15 protein-coding genes are annotated in these 23,827 nt (G+C 40.2%); 14 read left to right on the top strand and 1 reads right to left on the bottom strand.

Annotated features, from left to right (window positions below; translation table 11 throughout):
• Positions 1 to 575: 575 nt before the first annotated feature.
• From L1283_RS05515 to L1283_RS05460, 12 genes are all read left to right on the top strand, one after another.
• On the top strand, positions 576 to 1,646 hold the full coding sequence (locus L1283_RS05515; protein ID WP_145328900.1) for a S41 family peptidase: 1,071 nt from the start codon (positions 576 to 578) through the stop codon (positions 1,644 to 1,646).
• A 34-nt stretch (positions 1,647 to 1,680) separates the two neighbouring features.
• Positions 1,681 to 2,772 (top strand): DKNYY domain-containing protein, encoded by a 1,092-nt coding sequence (locus L1283_RS05510; RefSeq protein WP_429625944.1) that lies wholly within the window; start codon positions 1,681 to 1,683, stop codon positions 2,770 to 2,772.
• A 368-nt stretch (positions 2,773 to 3,140) separates the two neighbouring features.
• Entirely contained in the window at positions 3,141 to 4,604 is a 1,464-nt protein-coding gene (locus tag L1283_RS05505) for a hypothetical protein (RefSeq protein WP_429625943.1), read from the top strand.
• A gap of 127 nt (positions 4,605 to 4,731) precedes the next feature.
• Positions 4,732 to 5,259, top strand: coding sequence for an RNA polymerase sigma-70 factor (locus L1283_RS05500; protein WP_112373850.1), 528 nt, complete (start codon positions 4,732 to 4,734; stop codon positions 5,257 to 5,259).
• Positions 5,260 to 5,355: 96 nt separating this feature from the next.
• A complete protein-coding gene (locus tag L1283_RS05495; RefSeq protein ID WP_088160186.1) occupies positions 5,356 to 6,303 on the top strand; it encodes a FecR family protein in 948 nt (315 codons plus the stop codon).
• Positions 6,304 to 6,370: 67 nt separating this feature from the next.
• The gene (locus tag L1283_RS05490; protein WP_244294521.1) at positions 6,371 to 9,718 is read left to right on the top strand and encodes a SusC/RagA family TonB-linked outer membrane protein; all 3,348 of its coding nucleotides are present in this window, start codon (positions 6,371 to 6,373) and stop codon (positions 9,716 to 9,718) included.
• Positions 9,719 to 9,898: 180 nt separating this feature from the next.
• The gene (locus L1283_RS05485; protein ID WP_312351030.1) at positions 9,899 to 11,419 is read left to right on the top strand and encodes a RagB/SusD family nutrient uptake outer membrane protein; all 1,521 of its coding nucleotides are present in this window, start codon (positions 9,899 to 9,901) and stop codon (positions 11,417 to 11,419) included.
• On the top strand, positions 11,413 to 13,266 hold the full coding sequence (locus tag L1283_RS05480) for an alkaline phosphatase (protein WP_145328908.1): 1,854 nt from the start codon (positions 11,413 to 11,415) through the stop codon (positions 13,264 to 13,266). Before L1283_RS05485 ends, L1283_RS05480 begins: the two co-directional genes overlap by 7 nt.
• Before the next feature lie 167 nt (positions 13,267 to 13,433).
• Positions 13,434 to 15,227, top strand: coding sequence for an alpha-L-fucosidase (locus tag L1283_RS05475; RefSeq protein ID WP_286848372.1), 1,794 nt, complete (start codon positions 13,434 to 13,436; stop codon positions 15,225 to 15,227).
• Positions 15,228 to 15,438: 211 nt separating this feature from the next.
• Positions 15,439 to 17,334, top strand: coding sequence for a sensor histidine kinase (locus L1283_RS05470; RefSeq protein WP_145328910.1), 1,896 nt, complete (start codon positions 15,439 to 15,441; stop codon positions 17,332 to 17,334).
• Between the two features lie 155 nt (positions 17,335 to 17,489).
• The gene (locus L1283_RS05465; RefSeq protein WP_286848368.1) at positions 17,490 to 17,642 is read left to right on the top strand and encodes a hypothetical protein; all 153 of its coding nucleotides are present in this window, start codon (positions 17,490 to 17,492) and stop codon (positions 17,640 to 17,642) included.
• On the top strand, positions 17,620 to 17,898 hold the full coding sequence (locus tag L1283_RS05460) for a response regulator (RefSeq protein WP_286848367.1): 279 nt from the start codon (positions 17,620 to 17,622) through the stop codon (positions 17,896 to 17,898). Before L1283_RS05465 ends, L1283_RS05460 begins: the two co-directional genes overlap by 23 nt.
• A gap of 106 nt (positions 17,899 to 18,004) precedes the next feature.
• On the opposite strand, the gene L1283_RS05455 is transcribed toward L1283_RS05460, so the two are convergent.
• Complete coding sequence (locus tag L1283_RS05455; protein ID WP_182983330.1) at positions 18,005 to 19,780, bottom strand: aminopeptidase P family protein; 1,776 nt, start codon at positions 19,778 to 19,780, stop codon at positions 18,005 to 18,007.
• Between the two features lie 238 nt (positions 19,781 to 20,018).
• Here L1283_RS05455 and dacB point away from each other — a divergent pair, with 238 nt between their 5' ends.
• The gene (gene dacB, locus L1283_RS05450; RefSeq protein ID WP_120333575.1) at positions 20,019 to 21,443 is read left to right on the top strand and encodes a D-alanyl-D-alanine carboxypeptidase/D-alanyl-D-alanine endopeptidase; all 1,425 of its coding nucleotides are present in this window, start codon (positions 20,019 to 20,021) and stop codon (positions 21,441 to 21,443) included.
• 93 nt (positions 21,444 to 21,536) lie between these two features.
• A complete protein-coding gene (locus tag L1283_RS05445) occupies positions 21,537 to 23,819 on the top strand; it encodes an NADP-dependent malic enzyme (RefSeq protein WP_145328916.1) in 2,283 nt (760 codons plus the stop codon).
• Positions 23,820 to 23,827: the final 8 nt, after the last annotated feature.

Raw genomic sequence — 23,827 nt, 5'->3', positions numbered from 1 at the left:
ACTAAATGATTTAAGATTAAAAATTTGGCACAATAAATTACCCCAACAGATCAGACTGTTACAGATCATTATTGCAAATAATCAATACTTTATTGTAAAAAAACAGTATTACAACCAAGGAGACTAAAGAGGGGTTAACACATTACTACATATAGACGTTCGCCCCTTGGCTTTTCAGGAAATACCAGCATTTAAATCAACATGTATTCAAATCATTCATTTAGCGAAAAAGTGTTTCACCGTCGCTGGCAATATAGACAGAGCAAACACTTTGTTTTCCCATGAAAAGAAAAACAAAATAGAATACATTAATATAGTTTATATATACAAATATATAAATAAACAAAACCAAATCAAAATATTATTTATCATTAAAGTTTTAAATAAAGGATACCGGCCTGTACATAGACACACGACCATTTATTTCCAGCTTTTACACATTATAAATATATGCTGCGAATTGTAAACAACTCACGAATCAATTATATATTTCTACTATTTTTAGGCTATTCAATTATTAAGCTATCAGAAAATACGCTATTTCTTTAATTGCATTAATTTTAACAACGATATCCATGACCAATACCAAATTATTCCTCATCTTTTGTCTTGTTTTCTTTGTTCGACCAATATATGGTCAAACCACCTGCAACTGCTCACAGGCACTTAAGCAATTAATTGTAAAAATAGAGAGCGAGTACCCTGGTTTTCCAGAAAAAACCAAGCAGAATAAGGACCTGTATCAAGCTAAAAAAAATATATTGACGAAGAAAAGCTTGCTGGTTTCAAATGGGAGCTGTATGCGACTTTTGCAGGAATATCTTGACTTCTTCCAGGATGAACACATTGTCTTAGATGATCTTTCCAAAAAGAAAAATGCTCCACAGACAAGTACCGAAAACCCAAAAGCAGAACCAGAAGAGGAAATAAGTTCAAAATCGATCAGTCCCGATATATTTTATATTAAGATCTCAAGCTTCGGGTATGAAAACATAGCCCCTTTCAAAGAGCTGATCGAAAAAAACAAAGAAAAGATCGAAAGCAGTAAAGGACTTATTATAGATGTACGAAACAACGGTGGTGGAACGGACGATGTATACCAGCCCCTGTTGCCCTATATCTTAACTAACCCGATCCGGATTATGAGTGTTGAGTTTTTTGCGACACAGACCTTAGTCAATGGGTTGCGTGATTATGCCATCAAAAATATCAAGCAGGATTCTCTGAATGAAGTAAAAAGAATTGACGAAGATCTGCGGGAATACAGGGAGAATATCGGAAAATTTGTACTGTATGGTGACAAGAAGGTGATCATAGATACGATTGTCCTTAATAAAAAGAGTCCGCAACAGGTCATTATCCTAGCCAATAGAAATGTAGCCAGTTCAGCGGAGAATTTTTTATTCAGTTCCCGCCAGAGCAAAAAAGTAAAAATCATGGGAACCCCGAGTATGGGTGCCCTTGACTATGGCTCTATACGTGAGTTCAAATTTGGTTGCGACAACTACCAGCTCCTTTTGCCAACCTACCGATCTACCCGTTTACCGCAATATCCGATTGACAATATAGGTATACAGCCCGATATCTATCTGGATGAATCCATTTCAGACTGGATCGATTTTGCGGTGCGTTACATCAATGAATAATCAATAATTGCGATAAAGTATAACGTTGGCGAGTATGAAAAATATCTTAAAAATGGGTATAATAAGTGCTTTGATAGGCCTGCTCTTTTCCTGCAAAGAGCAAGTGAGTCCTTTGTCTGAAGATTACTACAAAAAGAGCGGTGCGATTTATTTTATACCGGGCGGAAACGGTTTTGAACGAGGTTCGAGAAAGATGGTTACCGATCTGGCAAGTTTTGCTGTGATCAAAGAGGTCTATGCCCGCGATAAAGATCACGTCTATTTTATGGGATGCCCGCAAGAGCTGGTCGATGTAAAGACCTTTCAACTGAAAAACAACATTCCAATCGATCAGGCGCATGTATTCAAGTTTGAAGGTTTTGCTTCGGCTACTTCATCGTGCAATCAAAACCAGCTCACCATTATCGAAGGTGCCGATCCCGCAACTTATACAACGTTATATCATCAACTTCCAGCACTAGCTAAAGATAAAGCACATTACTTTTATAGGTATCAACCGCTGAACGTCGACTATGCGTCATTCAACGTAGTTAACAGTAATTTCGTAAAAGATAAAAATCAGCTTTTCGTAGTAACAGACAAAGCGATTCTTCCGCTCCACTATAAAACAGAGAACGTTAAGGCTCTCAATATAGCCTATCTACTACTGAATGACCGAATACTGCTCTACTACGAGCCTTATCAAAACATCGGTATACTGGAGATCGAACTTCCTTCATCAAACAACATAAAATTCCTTAATGATAAGACAGTAATCATTGACGAATTGGTGATTATCTCGGGTAAGCAATTTGAATATGCAGCGGTCGATGCCGAAAGTTTCGAGCTATTGGAAGGGGCAAATGGAAAAGTCCTGTGGTCGCGCGACAAAAATCATGTCTATTACGAGCAACAATTATTTGCCGAAGCAGATCCGAAAACCTTCGAGGTTCTCAAGTTCGCTGTAGCGAAAGATGCGAACCACATTTTCATTGGAAATAAAATATTCAATGGCCCTGATGTAAAAAGCTTCAGAAAGGTTGATAAGTCGCGAGTAAACCATGATTTCGAAGATGACCTGGGCAACAAATACTGGTACCAAACCAACAAAGGGGAGGTTATTTTGGTTCCGGTTACTAAAAAGTGATCACACTAATTGGCTCAACAATAAGCGAAATTTGAGCCGATTAACCAATTTAATCGGCTCAACCCCAAAATTAGCGCTGCTCCTTCCCGATATCATCTGTCCAATCAACGGTTAATATTACACGCCAACAGGCTATAACTTACAATATACGGTATTCCATTTCACTTTCATTACACTAAATCTCTCCTGATTGCCGCCAAGATAATCACTGAAATCGGCTATTTTTCCAAAGCTTGTTTTCCACTACTTTAGCTTCGAAACCAACGCGTTTCAGAGCGTGTACGATTCGCATTCGGCCTCGATCAACGAGAGCAATTGCAATAACATGCGAGTTGCAAACAAACAGGTTCAATTTATAGAAAAAAAGGATGATCAAATCAGTATTACTAAGTATAACAGCTATGCTATGTATCACAGCATGTGCACAGGAATCCGCCATAATCACAAAAAATGACCGGGTTAAATGGATTCCCTATCAAACCAAAAACAAGCAGTTTGTCTATGTCGACAGTGCATTCCATAAGAAGCTATCCCAAGAGTTCCATTGGGCTCAGCCTTTCACGTCCACAGGATATGCACTGGTAGCCAATGAAAAGGATCAAACGGGGATCATTACCAGTAAAGGTGAATTTATCGAACATTATTCCGACGCAGATTTACAGCTCTTAGACCTCAAACAGCTGACTCTTGTAATGAAACGCCAGGAATATGAAAAGAAATTACCCTTCTGGAAATGGGACTGGAATATCCTAAGCAGTTATATCAAGAAAACAGCTACTTATGTTAAGCTCGAAATACGGGTATTGGAAAGCAATCAGGTCCTGTTGAAAAAAGATATTCCTTACGATGAGAACGAGTATAACCTTGCAACTTACCCCTTAGACAATAAGCACCTGATCCTCAATGGAAACCTGTATCTGCTAAAAGATCAAAAACTTAAGAAAATAGAAGAACACATTGAAATGCCCTTGGAAAACGGACGTTATATTCCAGCATCAACAAACAGTTTTGCCATCCTTGATATCAAAAGCAAAAAACCGGTTTTATCCGCTTTGACAGGCATTGACAAAATAGACCTTCTTTGGAAAAATGAGGTCATACAGCTCGATTCCATCAATCAGGAGCGCTACAGCCCAACAATCCCCAAACTACTAAAGGACAATAATACAGGGACTATATATGCCTTTCCACAATACGACAAAGCTTTTCCAAAACAAATTAGACAAGCCAATGCGACACAGATTGCCTTTCTAAAAGAAATATCCTTAGTTTATTCGGTGACTAATTCGCCCTATTTTATTCTGGGCAGATTTAACTACGATCATGCGATCTGGGCTTATGATTGGTTATATATAGATAAAGATGGCAACTTATTGGACACCATCAAAGCCCCGAATTTCTATATCCTGGATCAAGTGGGTAATTTGGTCTGGCCAGACAAACACATGTTACTCACCTCGAATGCCATGGAAAAGAATTGGAAGACCGGAAAAATAAAATACATCGATTCATCAGAAGATCTTTATTTAATTGATGTAAAACGAGGTGATCTGCAACCTACAAAAGGCCTATGGAATTCAAGTGCAAAGACTTGGGATATAAACCCCGATTTCGAACATATTGAAACCTTAGATGGTAAACGACAAATCTTCGCATTACAGGAACATAAAGATGGTCGCTATACTTTATACAACAATAAGACAAAACAACGAATCGGCAACAAAAGCTACATAACCATCAATCCCAACGGTTGGGTACAACATAAAAATGAGCAGAATCAGGACGATGGCTATTTTATTGACATTGCTACGGGCGAGGAGTATAAAGAATAAAAATATACCGCTCAATTTCAGCTGAAATTCCAAAGATTAATTTATAACAGACAAAATATACTCTTTAAGATTTATTAACCTTAAAGGAATACTGAGTTATTAGCTTTGTCCAATTAAAACTGATCTTGTGAGCGAATTATTGATAGCATCATTAAAGCAAGGTGACCACTTTGCCATGGAACAGATTTTTAATCTGTATTGGGAAGCCATATTTGATGCAGCTTTTAAGAAAATAGGTGACGAAAATGTGGCTCAGGACATTACCCAGGAAATCTTCATTTCACTGTGGGAAAACCGTGAACAGGTTATCATATCTGGTGGCCTTGCAGCCTATCTACATGGGGCGGTAAAATTCAAAGTAATCAACCATTTTCGGAATACGACAGTTAAAGATGGACACAAAGCCGAACTTGCGACTTTAATGAACCAACAATATGCAGATTCAGCGGACGACCTGCTGATCCTAAAAGATGCGCAGCAAAAAGTTGAAGAAGCGTTGATGCAGCTTCCCGAACGTATGCGACTGGTCGTCACAATGAGCCGCAAGCAAGAAAAATCAATCAAGGAAATTGCGAGCGAGCTGAATGTATCGGTACAAACCGTCAAGAATCAAATTACCTCGGCCATGAAACTGCTCAAAAAAAGCCTCTCTTAGGCAGTTCCTACATTTTTTTGAGTGTTAACAATAATTTAATATACTCCTAATATTTTCAACTAGTACCAATTCCCATTTGAAGTGACATGTATTCAAATGATGGAAGAAAAAGCAAAGCAGCTACTGCAAAAATATTTAAATGGAGAGGCCAGCGCCGCCGAGATTAAACAAGTCGAAGATTGGTACGCCCAACTGGATAACGCATCAAAAAAAATTCCGCAGGAACGCAAGGCAGCACTGCGCGAACAATTATTGGCCAATATCCAGTCCGGTATTTCAGAAAAGGAAAATAAACGACCTTCCCTGCTGTATTCACCTGTATTCAAAATAGCGGCCGCTATTTTAATGATTGCTTCTATAGGACTTCTTTATTGGAAAGTAAATAATCAACCTATCGCACCATCTGCGCAGATCGTCACGACAACCCTTGCAGGTGAACATAAAAAGATTGTATTGGCAGATGGTTCGGAAATTATCATGGAACCATCTTCAAAAATCAGCTATCCAAGTAAATTCAGGGGAAATATCCGTGAAATAGCACTTACTGAAGGGGAAGCTTTCTTTGATATTGCCCACGACGAGCAACACCCATTTCAGGTACAGCTTGCATCCAAGCTAGCGGTTAAAGTATTGGGTACCTCCTTTCGGATAAAAGCCTATCAGGCTTCCGACCAAGTCGAAGTCACTGTTGCTACCGGTAAGGTTGCGGTACAGCAACAAGATAAAATCTTGGGTATATTAACCAAAAACCAGAGTTTACGTTACAGCAAAGAAACCGCACAATCTTCGCGTAGCGTAGTAGAAAAAAATACCGCTGTCGCCATAGCATTTGATGGTACAAACCTCCAAGAGGTCGCAAAAAAACTGGAATATATCTACAACATTGAAATTATCTTAAAGGATACATCGCTTAGGTCTCTAAAAACAACAGCCACATTCAATAGCACACAAAATCCAGCAGAAATACTGGATATCATCTGCAGCCTACATCATCTTAAGTACAGTACGATTGAAAAGGATAAAGTATTTAAAATCCACAAATAATGTCTAAAAATTTACCTAAAACATCTTAGTCACCATGCGTAATTCATTACCTAATTATTACAAAAAAATGAAAACACCTGCATTCAAGAGAGAATTCTCTTTTTACCGGATCATGAAGTATCCCTGCATCGCATTTTCGATTACTTCAGTATTCTGCAGTTCATTGATGGCCTCCCCAAGCATGGCCCAACGTTTGGACAAAAGCAGCGTAAACATCAAAATAAGCAAGGGCGAAAAACTCGATGTGATTCTCCACAAAATCGAGAGTCTTTCGGGCCTTCATTTTGTTTACAATCCCGATCTATTGCAAGAACGGAACACAGTCTTAAGCGGCAGCTTTAAAACTGAACCCGTTCGCGCGCTCTTGAATAAGCTTGGAATCAATGCAGTGGAAAAAGAGGACTATGTGATCCTGAACACGCAAGCAAACATCAAGGCAGACCGCATCGTTACCGGTTTTGTAAGAGATACAACAGGGGCTGCAATTGTAGGTGTTTCTGTAAAAGTAGTGGGTACGCAGGTAGGAACCACAACAGATACAAAGGGTGCATTTCGAATCGAGGCTGGACCACAGGCCGTACTTTCTTTTTCGATGGTCGGATTCCATTCTAAAGATATTACCATCGGTGAAAATGAAATTATTAATGTAACGTTAAGCGAAGAGCGTTCGACCCTATCCGAAGTTGTTGTTGTTGGTTATGGAACCCAGAAAAAAGAAACACTAACGGGTGCTATAGGTGTGGTATCCCTTGATAAATTATCCTCACGATCGGTAAACAGTGTTGGCGAAGTATTGGCTGGAAAATCTCCTGGTGTCATTGTGACAAACGAAGGTGGCGATCCAACTTCGCCTCCTCGCATTAATATTCGGGGTGCCGGTGGTATAAATGGTGAAAATGTACTCTACGTTATTGACGGTTCAATTTTCCTAGGCACCCCACAGCTCAATCCAAACGATATCGAATCCATTTCGGTCCTTAAAGACGCGTCGGCAGCAATCTATGGAGCGAGAGCTTCTGGTGGTGTGGTATTGATCACCACTAAAAAAGGGAAAAAAGGACAGATGCAGATCAGTGTTGATGCCAAAATCGGCCAACAAAGCGCTTGGCGTAAATTACAGCCTTTAAATGCGGAACAACGCGCTGAGGTAGCAGCAACGGCAGCAAAAAATGGTGGAACAGCCATTTTACCAGCTTTCGATCCAACAAAATATCCAGATGGGCTTGTCACAAAAACCAATTGGATGGATGAAGTATTTAGAAATGCGACATTGCAAGATTACAATGGTGCTATCAACGGTGGAAATGAAAAGTCTAATTTTTACCTAAGTTTCAATTACCGTAAAGCAGAAGGTATTGTACTCAATACAAAAACACAACGTTACAACTTCAGGATAAACTCAGAACATCAAATTACACCCTGGTTAAAAGTAGGTGAAAATCTATCCTACAGCAATACCAATGGAAATGGCGCTAATACGAGCAGCGACTACACAGGAGCGTTATTGTCGGCCATTTATTATCCAACAAATGGAACACCTTACAATGCCGATGGAAGCTTTGCTGGTTTGCCAGGACCTTTCCCTGGCGACTATGGTGATATCATTAACCCTGTCGCAGAATTGATGCGCATAGACATTAATAATCCTGTCAGTGTCCTGGTTGTAAATCCATATGCCAATATCCAATTAGCAAAAGGCTTAACATTCAGATCTAACTTAAGCATTACCAAATCGAACATTAGATATAAAAGCTTTACACCAAAACGCCCTGAAATAGGTAAACCCGTTTTGAGCAATAGTCTAGTGGAAAGAGCGAGTGACGCAAATGATATCCTTGCCGAACAGGTCCTAAATTATAAAACTAAATTTGACGTTCATCAGCTCGATTTGACCGGAGGCTACAGTTTTCAAAAAACCAAAAGTAGTTATTTGAATGCTTCGGGAACCGGCTTTGACGATGAATCCAAGCAATACAGATACCTGAATAACGCGAACACAATACAACCGTCGGAAAGTGGTTATGGAGCCACAGCACTTTCGTCTCTTTTCTTACGGGCAAACTATAATTACAATGAAAAATACCTACTATCCTTAATTGGCCGAAGAGATGCTTCATCCATAATTCCATTAAAAGAAAATAGAGCGCGGTACTATTATTCAACATCTGCTGGATGGGCTCTACACAAAGAAGATTTTTTGAAATCTGTAGAATGGTTAAACGAGCTTAAATTAAGAGCTAGTTACGGTAAATTGGGTGGTCTAGCCAACCTAAACCCACTGGATGTTAACCCTCTTCTTATTCGTGCCGATGCCTATTTTGGTGAAAATCCAAAACTACAAAATGGATATGCTCAGAATGTGTTACCCAATATGGATATGCGATGGGCTGAAAGCAAACAAACCAATATAGGTTTAGATCTTGGAATTTTGAATGGATTGAGCTTGGTAGCGGATTATTTTGTCAAAGAAACAAATAAGATGATCTTAACCAAACCTCTTCCGGGAACAGCGGGTTTGAGCACACAAACGATTAACGGGGGTTTAGTAAAAGATAAAGGTATTGAACTAGGGCTAACTTATAGTAGTGCTAAAAATAAAGATTTTTCGTACTCTATTAATGCGACGCTAACCAAATTAACCAACAACGTTCAAGAATTGGCTCCTGGATTGAACAATATCGCAGTAGGTACTAATTTTAGAAATGAGCTAGCTCCGTTGACAATTACTGTTGGCCAACCTCTTTACAGTTACTACGTATTAAAGACCGATGGTATCTTCCAGAGTCAGGCAGAAGCTGATAACTACAAAAATGCCAATGGACAAAAAATTCAACCCAATGCAAAAGCGGGCGATTTCAAATTTGTAGACATCGATGGGAATGGTTCGATCGGACCTGAAGATCGCTATTACGCCGGTAGTGCATATCCTGATTTTTCTTACGGTCTGAGCTTCAATGCGAATTACAAAAACTTTGATCTCAATATTTTTGCACAAGGTGTACAAGGGAACAAATTGTTTAACGCCATCAAAAGAACAACCTACAGCGCGAGCGGTCCCTCATACAACAAATTAGTAGGAATCCTAGATGCATGGTCACCAGAAAACCCGAATGGGAAAGTGCCTATTATCTCAAGTTCAGACGCTAACGGAAACTTTAATGCATCAGATTTCTATATCGAAGATGGTTCTTTCCTTCGTATCCGAAATGTCACATTAGGTTATACACTGCCAAAATCTTTGACTGACAGATATAAACTTGGAAACGTGAGAGTCTATGCGACTACGAACAACTTATTTACGTTTACAAAATACACTGGTTTTGATCCAGAAATTGGTATGGATAACAATGGACTTGATGTCGGACGTTACCCACAAGCCCGCAGCTTTATCTTCGGTCTAAATGTCAATTTTTAATATTAGCAGAATGCCAATGGGATCTAAACGAAGCTTACTTCATACAAGGATTATTTAGTTTAAGATCTTATCGATTATTAAAACGAGAAAAATAAAAATGATGAAACCGAAAAATAAAAGTTGTCATTCACAGACGGAAGACTTTACCCAGGTTTTATCAGTCATAAAAAAAATAAAACGATGAAAACGAATATCAAATACCTTGCAATAGCAGCAGCAGCACTTTTTGCATCGTGCGACAAACAGTTGGATATAACGCCTGAGGGTTCACCTTCCGCTCAGAATTTTTGGAAAACCGAACAGGATGCCATCAAAGCGGAGGCTGGTATGTATGAAAAATACAATGAAGAGGATTATTACGGCCGCGGAATGTTTTGGTTTATTAATGCCAGTGACGACATGGTAACAGGGCGTAACAAACCGGAAGCCGATAATATCAAAAATTTCAACCGCAATTACATCGGTGGTGGTTATACCGAATCTCAATGGAGCATGCGTTATGCGATTATAAAAAGAGCTAACGATATTATTATCAATGTTCCCAATATAACCATGGATGAAGCTCGAAAAAAACAGATCATTGGCGATGCCTATTTCAATGCAGGTCTGGTTTATTTTCAATTGGCGGCAAACTATGGTAATGACAAAGCTGGAATTCCGATAGTTAAACCTGAAACTGACGCAACCGTACCCGTACCCCGTGCTAACAATGTCAACGAGAACTATGATTACATTGCCTCTTTATTTCTAAAAGCTGCAGAGAACCTTCCATATTTCTCAGACATGAATACCTCAGATTACGGTAAAGCGCACAAAACTGCGGCATGGGCCTATTTATCAAAAGTATATCTCTACAAAAAGGACTATACAAATGCCGCCAAATATGCAGATATGGTGATCAATTCGGGCAAACATGATTTACTGCCTAATTTTGTCGATGTGTTTAAAGCTGCCAACAACTGGTCCAAAGAATATATCTGGTCAGTGGTCTGTACGCCAAATGGCGGTGGTACTGGATGGGGAAGTAAGCTTCCAGGAGTTATGCTCACCAACAAGGCCTGGGGAATCTACAATGGCTGGGGCTATTATCTACCGACAAAAGAACTGTATGATTCTTTTGAATCTGGAGATCTACGCCGTGAAGCGACGATATTGAAACCTGGGGACAAATTCCAGTTTTTTGGCGCAGAACGTGCATTTACAAAAGATGGTGGCGCTACATCGAGTTACCAATTCAAGAAATACATGGAGCCGTTTTCTTATAAAGACCCTATTCCAACACATGTCAATCCAAATGGCGATAATGGAACAACAGACCTCAATGTACCATTGATGCGTTATGCCGAAGTATTATTGACTAAAGCTGAGGCTGCCATTAATTTAAATGGGGCTGGAGCCGGTGATACTGAATTAAATAAGATTAGAAAGCGAGCTGGTTTGGTAACAAAAAGCGGAATGACCCTTGTAGACCTAAAACGCGAGCGCCGCAATGAGCTTGCTGGTGAATGGGCAGACCGTCACCGTGATTTGGTCAGATGGGGTGATGCGCAAGCTACATATGCCAAACCTTTACACGATTTCGATGGTGCTGTAATTTGGCCGGCTAGAAATTTCAATCCGCAAGTACATGATGTTTGGGCAGTTCCACAACGCGAGATCGACAACAGTTCCGGCGTCATTAAACAGAATGCAGGATGGTAAAAAACAATAAATTAATGTGGCTGCTCTTTGCCGGCCTAAGCATTCAGTCAGTTTCTGCACAACAGAAACTGACTGCCAATGCAGGTCACAGCCACAATGATTACAAACAGCAAATCCCGCTGTTGGAGGCTTACTATGCTGGAATGGGCTCTATCGAAGCGGACGTCTTCTATCGCAATGGAGAGCTTTACGTCGCCCATGAAAGCAGCGAAATCAAACCAGGGAAGACGTTAAAAAAACTTTACATCGACCCTTTAATTGCTTTCTTTAAGGAGAACGGCAATAAACCTTATGCCAAACCTGAGCAGACCTTACAGCTCGTGATTGATATCAAGGAAAATTACGAACAGGTATTGTCTAAATTGTTGGCCGATCTGAAGGGCAACGAATCTATATTCGACCAGCAGAAAAATCCTTCCGCCATTAAAATTGTCGTCAGCGGTGAAATCCCGCCGCCCGAAAAGTTCGACAATTATCCATCGATGATTTATTTTGATGGCCGGCCGGAAAAAGATTATACGCCGGCACAGCTCAAACATATTGGGATGATCAGTCAGGATATTAAGCAGTATTCTGTCTGGAATGGCAAAGGGACACCTACTCCACCCGACCTAGAAAAGATGAAATCTGTGATAGACAAAGCGCATAAATTGGGGAAACCCTTTCGTTTCTGGGCAACCAAAGACAGCCCCAATAGTTGGAAAGAGCTTGGTCACATGGGGGCAGACTGGATCAATACAGACCATCCTACTGCGCTTAAGAATTTCTATTTAAACAACGCTAAAGTCGAATACGCAAATCCAAAGGCCTACGTTCCCTATCAGCCAACCTATAAAAATGATGGTGCAACGAGCAAGGTTAAGAACGTTATTTTACTTATTGGTGATGGAATGGGCTTGGCTCAAATACAAGCGGGTTTAAGTGCCAATTTTGGTCAGTCCAATATCATCAATATGAAACATATTGGTCTTTCGCGCACCGAAGCATCCAATTCGGATTTTACCGACTCCGCTGCGGGCGGGACAGCTTTGGCTACTGGACATAAAACCAATAACCGTTACATTGGCATGGATGCTGACGGTAAATTGTTGAGCGCTATTCCCGACACACTTGCTCAACACGGGATCAAAAGTGGTATCATCAGTGCGGGAGATATTACAGATGCCACTCCGGCTGCATTTTACGCACATCAGATCGATCGAACAATGTCACAGGAAATTGCGGCAGATTTCAAAAATAGCCATGTGGATATCTTAGTTGGATCCCGTCGCGAAAGCTTCCTCAACAACAAGGATAACACGCTGATAAAGCAACTGACCGAAAAAGGGTATCAGCTTCAGCAAAATTTAGACGACTTTGAAAAAGCGACATCGGGCAAACAGTTGGTGCTCCTAGCTGATTCTGCGACAAGAAGAATCCTCGATGGACGAGGAGAAATGTTAAAAAATTCCCTCTCAAAAACGATTCAGCTTTTGTCTAAAAATAAAAATGGCTTCTTTATCATGGCCGAGGGTGCACAAATCGACTATGGAGCCCATGCCAACGATCTTCCCTATGTTGTTACCGAGCAACATGACTTTGATCGGCTTGTCGGGGAAGCCCTAAAATTTGCGGACCAAGATGGTGAAACACTAGTCATTGTCACTGCAGATCACGAAACTGGTGGACTTTCCCTATTGGATGCCAATTATAAAAAGGGAACTGTTAGAGGCAATTTCAGTAGCGATGACCATACCAATATTATGGTACCTGTCTTTGCTTACGGACCAGGTGCGCAAAATTTTATTGGCATTTACAACAATACAGCCGTTTTTAAAAAGATTATCCAAGCCTATAACTTGAAATAATCGCTTTAAAGTTTTCATACAACATGAAACCCCTTAGTTTAAATACGAGGGGTTTTCACTTTTTCACCGACTACATTCCATAGTTTACAACCACTCCAAAATCCAATTTAAGGATTGATGTTCGATTTTTTGCCTATCTTGTAAGTCAAAAAAACAGAACAACCTTTATGATACCATCAATCAAGCGACTACTGATTTTGTCATTATTGCTATTCAGTATTTCGACCCAACTATTTGCACAAACTTCTGAAAAAGCCTCTTGGTTTAAAGATGCCCGCTTTGGCATGTTCATTCATTGGGGACTATACAGTGCGGCTGAAGGCATGTGGAAGGGTGAACCTTTACGTTATATGAATAACTATGCCGAGTGGTTAAGATATCGCAACCGCGTTTCCAAAGAAGAGTACGGTACTTTGGCAAAACGTTTCGACTGGAGTAAAATAGATCCTGAGCAATGGGTTCTTCTAGCAAAAGAGGCTGGGATGAAATATATCATCATCACCGCCAAACATCATGATGGTGTTGCCCTTTGGGACACAAAAGTTGGTGATTATAGCCTCCCAAAATTGAGTGGTTCCAATCGGGATGTCATCAAAGATATCGCAGAGGCTTGTAGAAAGCACGGCATGAAATTAGGTTTTTACTATTCCCATTGGATTGACTGGGAACATCCATACGGCTGGAATCATCAACAGGAGCTGTCGGGACATGTTACCGATGCCCAATACAATCAATATTGGCAGGAGAAAGTTATCCCTCAACTTCGCGAACTGATGACCAACTATGGCGACATTGCATTGATATGGTTCGACATGTGGATCCCTTATCAAAAGTCGATCATAAAAAAAGAAGAATTACTGCAAGTTGTCAAACTGATCCGTGAACTACAGCCTAATTGCTTGATTAATTCACGTCTAGGTCTTCCTACAGATGCGGAGAACGTGGATTTTGAGACATTAGGAGATAACCAATTTGGCAGCAATTACATTAACCATCCATGGGAAACCCCTGGGACGATTGCCCATTCATGGGGTTACAACGGTCAGGAGAATGAATGGAAATCAACCAGTCAAATTTTCCAATCGTTGATCTCCAATGTAAGTCTCAACGGGGGCTTCACCTTAAATATCGGGCCACGTGCCAATGGAACAGTTCCCTACGAAAGTGTCAGTCGTCTGCACGAAGTCGGAGATTGGCTAAACAGTTATGGAGAGGGCATCTATGGCAGCACCGGCCTTGATCTAAAAAACAACCATTTCGATTGGGGTTACCTCACGACCAAAAAAGAAGGGCAAAAAACAGTCGTATATGCGCACGTCTTTAATTGGCCCTTAGATCATACACTTCGGATTACAGGAATCAAATCGACCCCAGAACAGGTTTCACTGATGAACGGAAGTGTATCTACGGCGCTAAAATTTGATCAAAGTCTCAGTCTAATCCATATCCAATTACCTGACGCGCAACCTGATCATTATGTTTCAGAAGTTAAATTGACTTTTAACAGCCCGCTAGAATTGGACAAAAATACAATCCCGGAATCAACCTTTGGTGGCTTTTCGTTGAAATCAACCAATAGCCTCAACCAAGGACTCAAAATTGTACGCTATAACGGCAAAAATCCAACGCATGCGATCCTGACGGGTGATACGAAGATCGATTGGGAGGTAACCATCCCTGAAGCAGGCGTCTACTCACTCGATTTTTCAGCACATAATCCCAATAAACAAAACAGTGTTTTTGAAGTCAGTACTGCCAATCAGCGGTTGCAAGGAAGTTTTGCTCCTACAAACAAAATGGTGGTCGAGCCCAATGAAAACAACTACACAGAAGAATTTGTCGAAAACCGCATCGGCAAATTTAAATTCGATAAGCCCGGAAAATATATCGTAACCTTTAAAAGTAAAGAACTACAGCCACTTTGGTTTAACTGGATTTGGCTCGAAAAAATGAAGAATTAAACATACGTTCCTCGGTACAGAACATGTAAAACACCAGCAGGCAGATTACTATGCCTACATAACAATCTGCTTGCTAGTAATTTATACAAAAAGTTACATATTTTAATATTTATTTATTATTTTGGGGTAAAAGTTACCAATTTTGCAAATAGGGGCTGATAGGCCACTTATGCTTATAAATGAGAAAATTAACCCTAAACATTGTTAGATAATGCATCTGCAACGGGACTCTTTATCTGTGCTTTCTGACCAAACTGTAAATACAAGGTTGGAGGGATTAATCACGACCACCGATGATGGCACTATTCTACTGTTTAACAAACGCGCACAAGAGCTTTTAGACCTCGAAAGTACGGCAACCACCAACAAACTACATGATTTAATTACATTTTACTCAGCAGATGATCTTTCGGAACTATCGCCTACAGAAACGCCATTTTTTAGTGCTCTTTCCAAAAACCAAAACCAAAATGAAATTATCCTAGGAAGAAAAAAGGATCAAGAGTTTAGATGGTATCAATTCAATGTTCATCTTACTATAGAAGACAATAAAAAAGGTCTTTCAATCTCATTTATTGATGTATCGAAATTGGTCAATAAAAATCGTGTCCTAGAAGATAAACAACACCAACTTCAATTGCTTGTTGCCTCATTGAATGATCTTGTATTCGAAGTAACCGATACTGGAGTATTTAAAAACTACTGGACCAACAATCCGGATCTATTGTTCTATACGCCAGAAGAATTTCTAAATAAGAGCCTCACGGAGCTTTTCCCACCTGATCTTGCAGTGCCCGCTCTTCAATTAATACAAAGTTCATTAAAATTGGACCGCGAACTTAAGATGGATTTTCAATCCAATTTAAAAGAGCACAAAGACAAATGGTACCGTTTACAGATAAAACCTATACATAGGGCGCTGAACCGGGTAGCCCTGGTTATTTCCGACATTACAAAACAAGTCGAGTCCAATGAAAAGAGTAAATTCAATGAACACAAATTTAATCAAGCATTTTATTTATCTGGTCTGGGAATCTCTTTGACAAGCCTCGAAGGTTACTGCATAGAATCCAATAACATGTTAACCAAAATTCTTGGTTATTCTCATGAAGAAATGTCGACAACCAAGTTTACTGATCGAACACACCCAGACGATATAGATAAAGATGTTGAACTTAGAGAAAAACTTGTCAGGGGCGAAATTGAAGCATTTACGCTTCAAAAACGCTATTTACATAAATTAGGACATTTTGTATGGTGTTCTGTAACGGTTGCGGCAGTTTTTGATAATGCCAATACCGCACAATTTCTGATCGTCCAGGTGCAGGATATTTCCGAATCAAAAAAGAATATAGAAATTCTAAAGAGGCAAAAGATTGAATCGGATCTAGTCAAAATAGATCTTGAAACCAAAATACGACAACTGGAAGAATTTGCTAACATCCTCGCTCATGATCTAAAGGGCCCACTCAGTAATATACAGATGCTTATTGACGAAATCAAGGTAACGGATGACGAAAAAATAAAAGCAGATTTTATGAACCTTCTGGATATTAGCAGTGACAACCTGACTGAAACATTACATGATTTGGGGGGTATACTTGATATCAAATCAAACAATTCACTGATTTACGAGCAATGTAATTTTCTCGATGTATTCAAAAAAGTGCAACAGCAATTTCTGGAAGAAATACAGCAAAAAAATGCGACTATTTCCATCGAATTCAATGTAAAAGATATTTATTATCCTAAGATTTACCTGGAAAGTATCTTAAGCAATCTCCTGAGTAATGCACTCCGATTTACGGCAAAAGATAGAGCCCCTAGGATCGAAATACATACGCATCTGGAACAAGAAGGAACCTTATTAACGGTTAAAGACAACGGGCTGGGTATTAACCTACCAAAATACAAATCTGAGCTGTTTATGTTCAAAAAGGTTTTTCACCGTGGATTTGAGACTAAAGGTGTCGGATTGTTTCTCATAAGATATCAGATCGAATCATTGGGCGGAAAGATCGATGTACAAAGTAAAATCGATTCGGGTAGTACCTTTTATGTCAAATTTTTAGAAAAAGCATATAAAGATCCGCTGATACAACTATAAAAAATAGCGTTCAATCCTGTTCGTAGAAAATAACTGCTAAGATCCTGGACAGCGTGATCTCACAAGTAAAAGAGTAAAAGAAAAACTGCGATGTCAATCAACGACAAAGATGAGGTTTATTGACACGATGAAAACAATTATTAATCAAAAAGACCATGACTCCTGAAACTAAAAGAACGATCATTCTCATTGATGATAATGCCATTTTACGTACTATTTTCGGCCATATGCTACAGGGATTTACCGACTATGAGATTGACTTTCATTCCTTCAAAAATGCACTGGATGCATTGGATTTTTTTGGATAACAATGACATCTGCCAGTCGCTGATGCCACCCATACTCTTTGTGGATATCAATATGCCATTTATGACTGGTTGGGAGTTAATGGATGTACTTGAAAATAGGACAGACTTCATCAAACGAACCAAGATTTTTATTGTCAGCTCCTCTACGAGCAAAAGCGATCAGGAGCAACTGGCTAATTATCCTTTTATAAGCGGTTTTATTCTGAAACCTTTTGGAAAAGAATCTATTTACGAGATTTTGAAAAAAATCGATTAAAAAAAAGCCCCCCAAACTTTATTACTTAATTATTGGAGGGCTTTTTATTTTGACAACTTATTGTTGTGGACAGCGGACAGCCACTGTCGTTATTCTTTTTGAGCGATTAAATCGCCTGACACTTGTCTGCCAACCAATTCTTTTCCTCAACCGTAAGATGAGTCGATAATTGATCAAATACCCACTGATTATAGTTATTTAGCCAGGCAATATGTTTCTTATCCAATAAGGATTTTTCGACTAAATCGGTTGCGATATAACACATTGTTAGTGTCTCAAAGTCCAGGAAGTCTCCAAATTCGGAAGATCCTGCTTTACGGGTCAACACGAGGTTCTCAATGCGAATACCATGTTTGCCGACACGATACAATCCAGGCTCTATTGAAGTGATCATACCTGGTTCAACAGCAACATCTATTGCTGCTGCATTGAACACTTGTGGACCTTCGTGTACATTCAAGAAGAAACCGACACCATGTCCCGTACCATGTCCATAATTGCGTAATGTTTCCCACAATGGACGACGCGTAATTGCATCGATCTGATAGCCGCGCGTTCCAGTAGGGAAGATAGCCTGAGAGCCTTCTATTGTTCCCTTGAGCACAAGGGTATAATCCTCTTTTTCCTCCTGCGTAAGACCTCCAAGCGTTACCACTCTGGTAATATCCGTTGTCCCTGTAGTATATTGCCCCCCAGAATCGACCAATAGTAAACCTTTAGGCTCTAGTGTATAATTCGATTTTTCATTAGCCGAATAATGCGGCAGGGCACCGTGATCCAAATATCCCGCAATAGTCGTGAATGAGACGTCAACAAAGCCATCTTGACTTTCACGAAATCCACGTAATTTGTCAGCAATAGATAATTCAGAAAGCTCACCAGAGGAGACATTCTCTTCCAACCATTTGAAGAAACGAGTCAACGCTATACCGTCTTTTACAAACGTATGGCGGTTATTTTCAACTTCAACCTTATTCTTAATTGCTTTTAAACTCGTCGAAGGGTTTATTTTCTCAACAATTTTAACCTGTTTAGGTACGCTGTCGAAAACAGCAAAACAGGTACGTTTTGGATCGATAAGAATAGATGCAACCTCCAATGTCGGAACTATCTTAAAGAGATCCTCATAAGCTGCAATATCCACTCCATAGCCCTTCAGTTCTTCCGTTGCCTGAGTTGTCAACTTCGAAGGTTCAATATAAAGCGTTGCTTTTTCTGCTGTAATCAATACAAATCCCAAAACAACAGGGTTACAAGGTACATCTTGACCACGGATGTTTAATAACCAGGCCAGGTCATCCAAAGATGAGATCAGATGAGCCTCCGTTCTATTCTTTTTCATCTCCGCGCGGACAGCTTCAATTTTAGAAACCGTTGACTGTCCCGTAATATTTTCGTCCAGCAGGTAGGCCTGTGCCTTAGGAAGCTCTGGTCGTCCTTCCCATAATGGTGACAACAGGTCAACATGACCATCTACTTTAATCTCCAAAGGCTCCAAAGTATGCTGAACAGATTGGGCCACCAATAAAGAAGCGAGATTGCCATCAAAAGCAACCTTAGCACCAGCACCCAACTGCTCGCCCAACCAATCAGCATATTCTGCAGCTCCCTGCACTTTCAATTTCACCAATTCAAAACCTGTTCCTGCCAATTGCTCCGCTGCTTGGACAAAATAGCGAGAATCGGTCCAAAGGCCGGCAAAATCTTGTGTGATTGCCAACGTACCTGCTGACCCGGTAAAACCCGAGGCCCAGGCAATGCATTTATAACGTTCCGGTAGATATTCACTAATATGAGGATCTGAAGATGGAATGATATATCCATCGATTCCCTGAACCTTCATCGCCTCACGAATGGCAGCTAATTTTTCGATATGCTTCATGTCGTCTATACAATTTTATGCAAGTTAGGATTTTTTAGGGTCGAATGCCTAACTTTAAGCCAAATAAAACAAACGAAGTACAGCGAACGCTTTTCCCTTAAAATAGGCTGCGTTCAAGTCATCATGATAAATCCAATGGAATATCCATGATTGCCTGCACGAATATAGATAACCGTGTTTGCAAACTCATTGAAGATAAACTGGGATATACCCTAGGACGATAAAAAAAATAGTATATATGAACCAATTTCTGCTAAGTACCATTGCTTTTTCTACTTACGCGTTAACGACCGTTACCACTCCATTATTTGCGCAGGATCTTCGCAGTAAAATTCAGGATGCTTTTACGCAGTTTCAAAATCAGGAAAGCCTCAGGAATGGTTTGAGCTCACTGATAGTTTTCGATGGAAAAACAGGTCAGACTGTATTCGCAGCAAATGAAAATATCGGACTAGCAACCGCGTCCACCATGAAGGTAATCACTTCGGCCACGGCATTGGACTTCCTGGGTAAGAATTTTCAGTTCAAAACAACCCTGTATTATACAGGTGAAATCGACGAGAACGGTGTGTTAAACGGAAGTATTATTGTGACAGGTACGGGCGACCCTACCCTTGGCAGCGCTCGCTATCCGGAGACTCAGGCAACAACGATACTGAATAAGTGGCTTACAGCGATCCAAAATGCCGGTATCAAAAGTATTAATGGCGCTATCATTGCCGATGATCGGCTTTATAATGGGAACCAGCTTCCGGGTGGCTGGATCTGGACTGACATGGGTAACTACTACGGCGCGGGGATTTCTTCGCTCAATTGGTGTGAGAACGCTTTTGGCATAAATTTTACCCCAAGTAATAAAATTGGCGCCAAAGCGGAGATCCTTAGTTATACAGCCCAAGTTCCCTACCTGGAAATTATCAATGAAACAACCACTGGTAAATCAGGAAGCGGCGACAATGTATACGCCTATGCTGCCCCCTATTCAACTAAGATATTTGTGCGTGGTTCCTATGGGCAGGATCTCAAGAAAACAATTGAGCTCTCCTCTCCCGATCCAGCTTATGATCTCGCTTATCAATTAAACGAAGTCTTAAACAACAACGGTATTGTTGCCAGCGAACGGCCTGCTACCGGAACGAAGATGGATTCAGTCGATGTTTCAAAAAAACAAACCCTGGATATTCACCTATCTCCAACCTTAGATAAAATTGTCTACTGGTTTAACCAAAAGAGCATCAATCTCTATGGAGAAGCCCTATTGAAAGCGATAGCTTATACAACAGCGGGTAAAACAGGTACCGACGATGGCGCCTATTATATCCAAAAATATTGGAACGCCAAATTAGGCATAAAATCCAGTGAACTCAATAGTATGGATGGTTCGGGACTATCACCTCAAAATCGAGTGACCACAGCCGCGATGAATAAGATTATGCAGTATGCACAAAAACAAAGTTGGTACCCTGCTTTCTATGAAAGTCTTCCCACCTATAACAATATGAAGATGAAAAGTGGAACAATCGGCGGCGTACTTGGTTATACAGGTGTACATACCAATAAAACAGGACAGTCATTTACCTACACGTTACTGGTTAACAACTATGCTGGGTCGGCCTCCAGCATGCGTCAGCAAATGTTTAAACTGTTGGATGTCCTGAAGTAACATATTATTGTCTAATTATAATAAGATATTGGCAAATATTTCCAATTATCAAAAAGAATGATAGATTTGTAGCCTTAAATTAATAAAATCGTAATGAGTAACACTAATCGTAAACAGGCAGCGTTAAACTACCACGCAATGGGTAGACCTGGTAAAATAGCTGTTGTTCCGACCAAACCAACAAATTCGCAAAGAGACTTATCATTAGCATATTCTCCAGGTGTAGCGGAGCCATGTTTGGCTATTGCTGAGAACAAAGAAGATGCTTATAAATATACCGCAAAAGGAAACCTTGTTGCTGTTATCAGTAATGGTACAGCAGTATTGGGCTTAGGCGATATCGGCGCCCAAGCTGGTAAACCAGTCATGGAAGGTAAGGGTTTATTATTCAAAATTTTTGCCGACATTGATGTATTTGACATCGAAGTGGACACCAAAAATGTCGATGAGTTTGTCAACATTGTCAAAGCATTGGAGCCTACTTTTGGAGGGATCAACCTGGAAGATATCAAAGCACCGGAATGTTTTGAAATCGAACGCCGTCTAAAAGAAGAAATGAACATCCCGGTGATGCACGATGACCAACATGGTACAGCAATCATCTCAGGTGCAGCATTGATCAACGCCTGTGAAATTATCGGTAAAGATATTTCAAAAGTAAAAATCGTCGTCAATGGCGCTGGAGCAGCTGCAATGTCGTGTACTGCAATGTATATTTCAGTAGGTGCTAGCAAAGAAAATATTGTGATGCTGGATAGCAAAGGTGTAATCCGTACTGATAGAGAAAATCTAGACAGTATGAAAGCACAATATGCAACAGATCGCGATATTCGCACCCTGGCAGATGCTGTAAAAGATTCGGATGTATTTATCGGTTTATCGGCAGCAGACGTCATGTCGGCAGAGATGTTGTTAACGATGGCTCCAAACCCAATTGTATTGGCGATGGCAAATCCAAATCCTGAGATTGCTTACGATTTGGCGATGGCAACACGTAACGATATTATCATGGGTACAGGTCGTTCAGATTATCCTAACCAAGTAAACAATGTATTGGGTTTCCCATATATCTTCCGTGGTGCTTTGGATGTACGTGCAACAGCAATTAACGAGGAAATGAAAATTGCCGCAGTGCGTGCCATTGCAGACTTGGCGAAACAACCTGTTCCAGAAGAAGTAAATCAAGCCTATAACACGAGCAATTTAAAATTCTCGGAAGAATATATCATTCCAAAACCTACCGATCCGCGTTTGATCACTGAAGTTTCCATGGCTGTTGCAAAAGCTGCCATCGCATCAGGTGTGGCAAAGACCGTAATCGAAGATTGGGATCAATACAGCGATGCCCTACGTAAACGTCTTGGTAAAGATGATGCGATTATGCGCAATTTGACTATGGCTGCAAAAAGAGATCCTAAACGTGTTGTTTTTGCAGAAGCAGACAATTACAAAACGTTGCGTGCGGCACAGATTGTTAAAGAAGAGGGCATTGCGATTCCAATTCTTTTAGGTAGAAGAGATAAAATCGAACGTTTAATCAAAGAATATGCTTTTGAATTGGATGGTCTTGAAATTATCGACCCAGTTGCTGAAGTCGACAACGAAACGGAGCGTTCAAAGAAATTTATTGAGCATCTTTACATCAAAAGACAACGCCGTGGTATATCGAAATACGATGCCCGTAAGTTGATGTACGACCGCAACTATTTTGGTGCCTCTTTAGTGGAATTTGGCGAAGCTGATACCCTAATTTCCGGTATGACCAAAAATTATGCAAATACAATCCGTCCGGCATTACATGTAATCGGTGCTAAACCAGGCAGCCGTGTCGCAGGTATGTATATGATGTTAACAAAAAAAGGACCAATCTTCATGGGTGATACAACCGTAAATGAAGACCCTACAGCACAAGAACTAGCAGACATTACCCTGTTATTGGATAAAGCTGTGAAACGCATGAACATTCAGCCACGTATTGCATTACTATCTTACTCTAATTTTGGTTCAAGCGAAGGAAAAACGCCAACAAAAGTAAGAGCGGCAGCGCAGATCCTACACGATCAACATCCAGAGATTATTGCTGATGGTGATTTACAAGCAAACTTCGCCTTAAACAGCGAAATGTTGACAGCAAATTTCCCCTTCAGCTGCTTAAATGGAAAATCTGCGAATACACTCGTATTTCCTAATTTGGAGTCCGGAAATATCGCTTATAAATTATTGCAAGAAGTTGGTGAAGCTGAGGCTGTAGGTCCAATCCTTTTGGGTATGAACAAACCAATTCACGTATTGCAATTGGACAGCTCTGTACGCGAAATCGTCAATATGGTTACCATTGCCGTAGTCGATGTACAAGCACATCTTAAAAATTTATAGAATAGCTT

Source organism: Sphingobacterium sp. HSC-15S19 (assembly GCF_050433745.1).
GTDB lineage: Bacteria > Bacteroidota > Bacteroidia > Sphingobacteriales > Sphingobacteriaceae > Sphingobacterium > Sphingobacterium siyangense.
This window is presented reverse-complemented; position numbering and strand designations above follow the sequence as displayed.

Excerpts from the sequence above, each read along its gene's own strand:
- L1283_RS05505 (WP_429625943.1), top strand. The coding sequence starts at position 3,141 with ATGATCAAATCAGTATTACTAAGTATAACAGCTATGCTATGTATCACA.
- L1283_RS05485 (WP_312351030.1), top strand. The coding sequence starts at position 9,899 with ATGAAAACGAATATCAAATACCTTGCAATAGCAGCAGCAGCACTTTTT.
- L1283_RS05490 (WP_244294521.1), top strand. The coding sequence starts at position 6,371 with ATGAAAACACCTGCATTCAAGAGAGAATTCTCTTTTTACCGGATCATG.
- L1283_RS05510 (WP_429625944.1), top strand. The coding sequence starts at position 1,681 with ATGAAAAATATCTTAAAAATGGGTATAATAAGTGCTTTGATAGGCCTG.
- L1283_RS05455 (WP_182983330.1), bottom strand. The coding sequence starts at position 19,780 with ATGAAGCATATCGAAAAATTAGCTGCCATTCGTGAGGCGATGAAGGTT.
- L1283_RS05480 (WP_145328908.1), top strand. The coding sequence starts at position 11,413 with ATGGTAAAAAACAATAAATTAATGTGGCTGCTCTTTGCCGGCCTAAGC.
- L1283_RS05495 (WP_088160186.1), top strand. The coding sequence starts at position 5,356 with ATGATGGAAGAAAAAGCAAAGCAGCTACTGCAAAAATATTTAAATGGA.
- L1283_RS05515 (WP_145328900.1), top strand. The coding sequence starts at position 576 with ATGACCAATACCAAATTATTCCTCATCTTTTGTCTTGTTTTCTTTGTT.
- L1283_RS05445 (WP_145328916.1), top strand. The coding sequence starts at position 21,537 with ATGAGTAACACTAATCGTAAACAGGCAGCGTTAAACTACCACGCAATG.
- L1283_RS05460 (WP_286848367.1), top strand. The coding sequence starts at position 17,620 with ATGCATTGGATTTTTTTGGATAACAATGACATCTGCCAGTCGCTGATG.
- L1283_RS05475 (WP_286848372.1), top strand. The coding sequence starts at position 13,434 with ATGATACCATCAATCAAGCGACTACTGATTTTGTCATTATTGCTATTC.
- L1283_RS05465 (WP_286848368.1), top strand. The coding sequence starts at position 17,490 with ATGACTCCTGAAACTAAAAGAACGATCATTCTCATTGATGATAATGCC.
- dacB (WP_120333575.1), top strand. The coding sequence starts at position 20,019 with ATGAACCAATTTCTGCTAAGTACCATTGCTTTTTCTACTTACGCGTTA.
- L1283_RS05470 (WP_145328910.1), top strand. The coding sequence starts at position 15,439 with ATGCATCTGCAACGGGACTCTTTATCTGTGCTTTCTGACCAAACTGTA.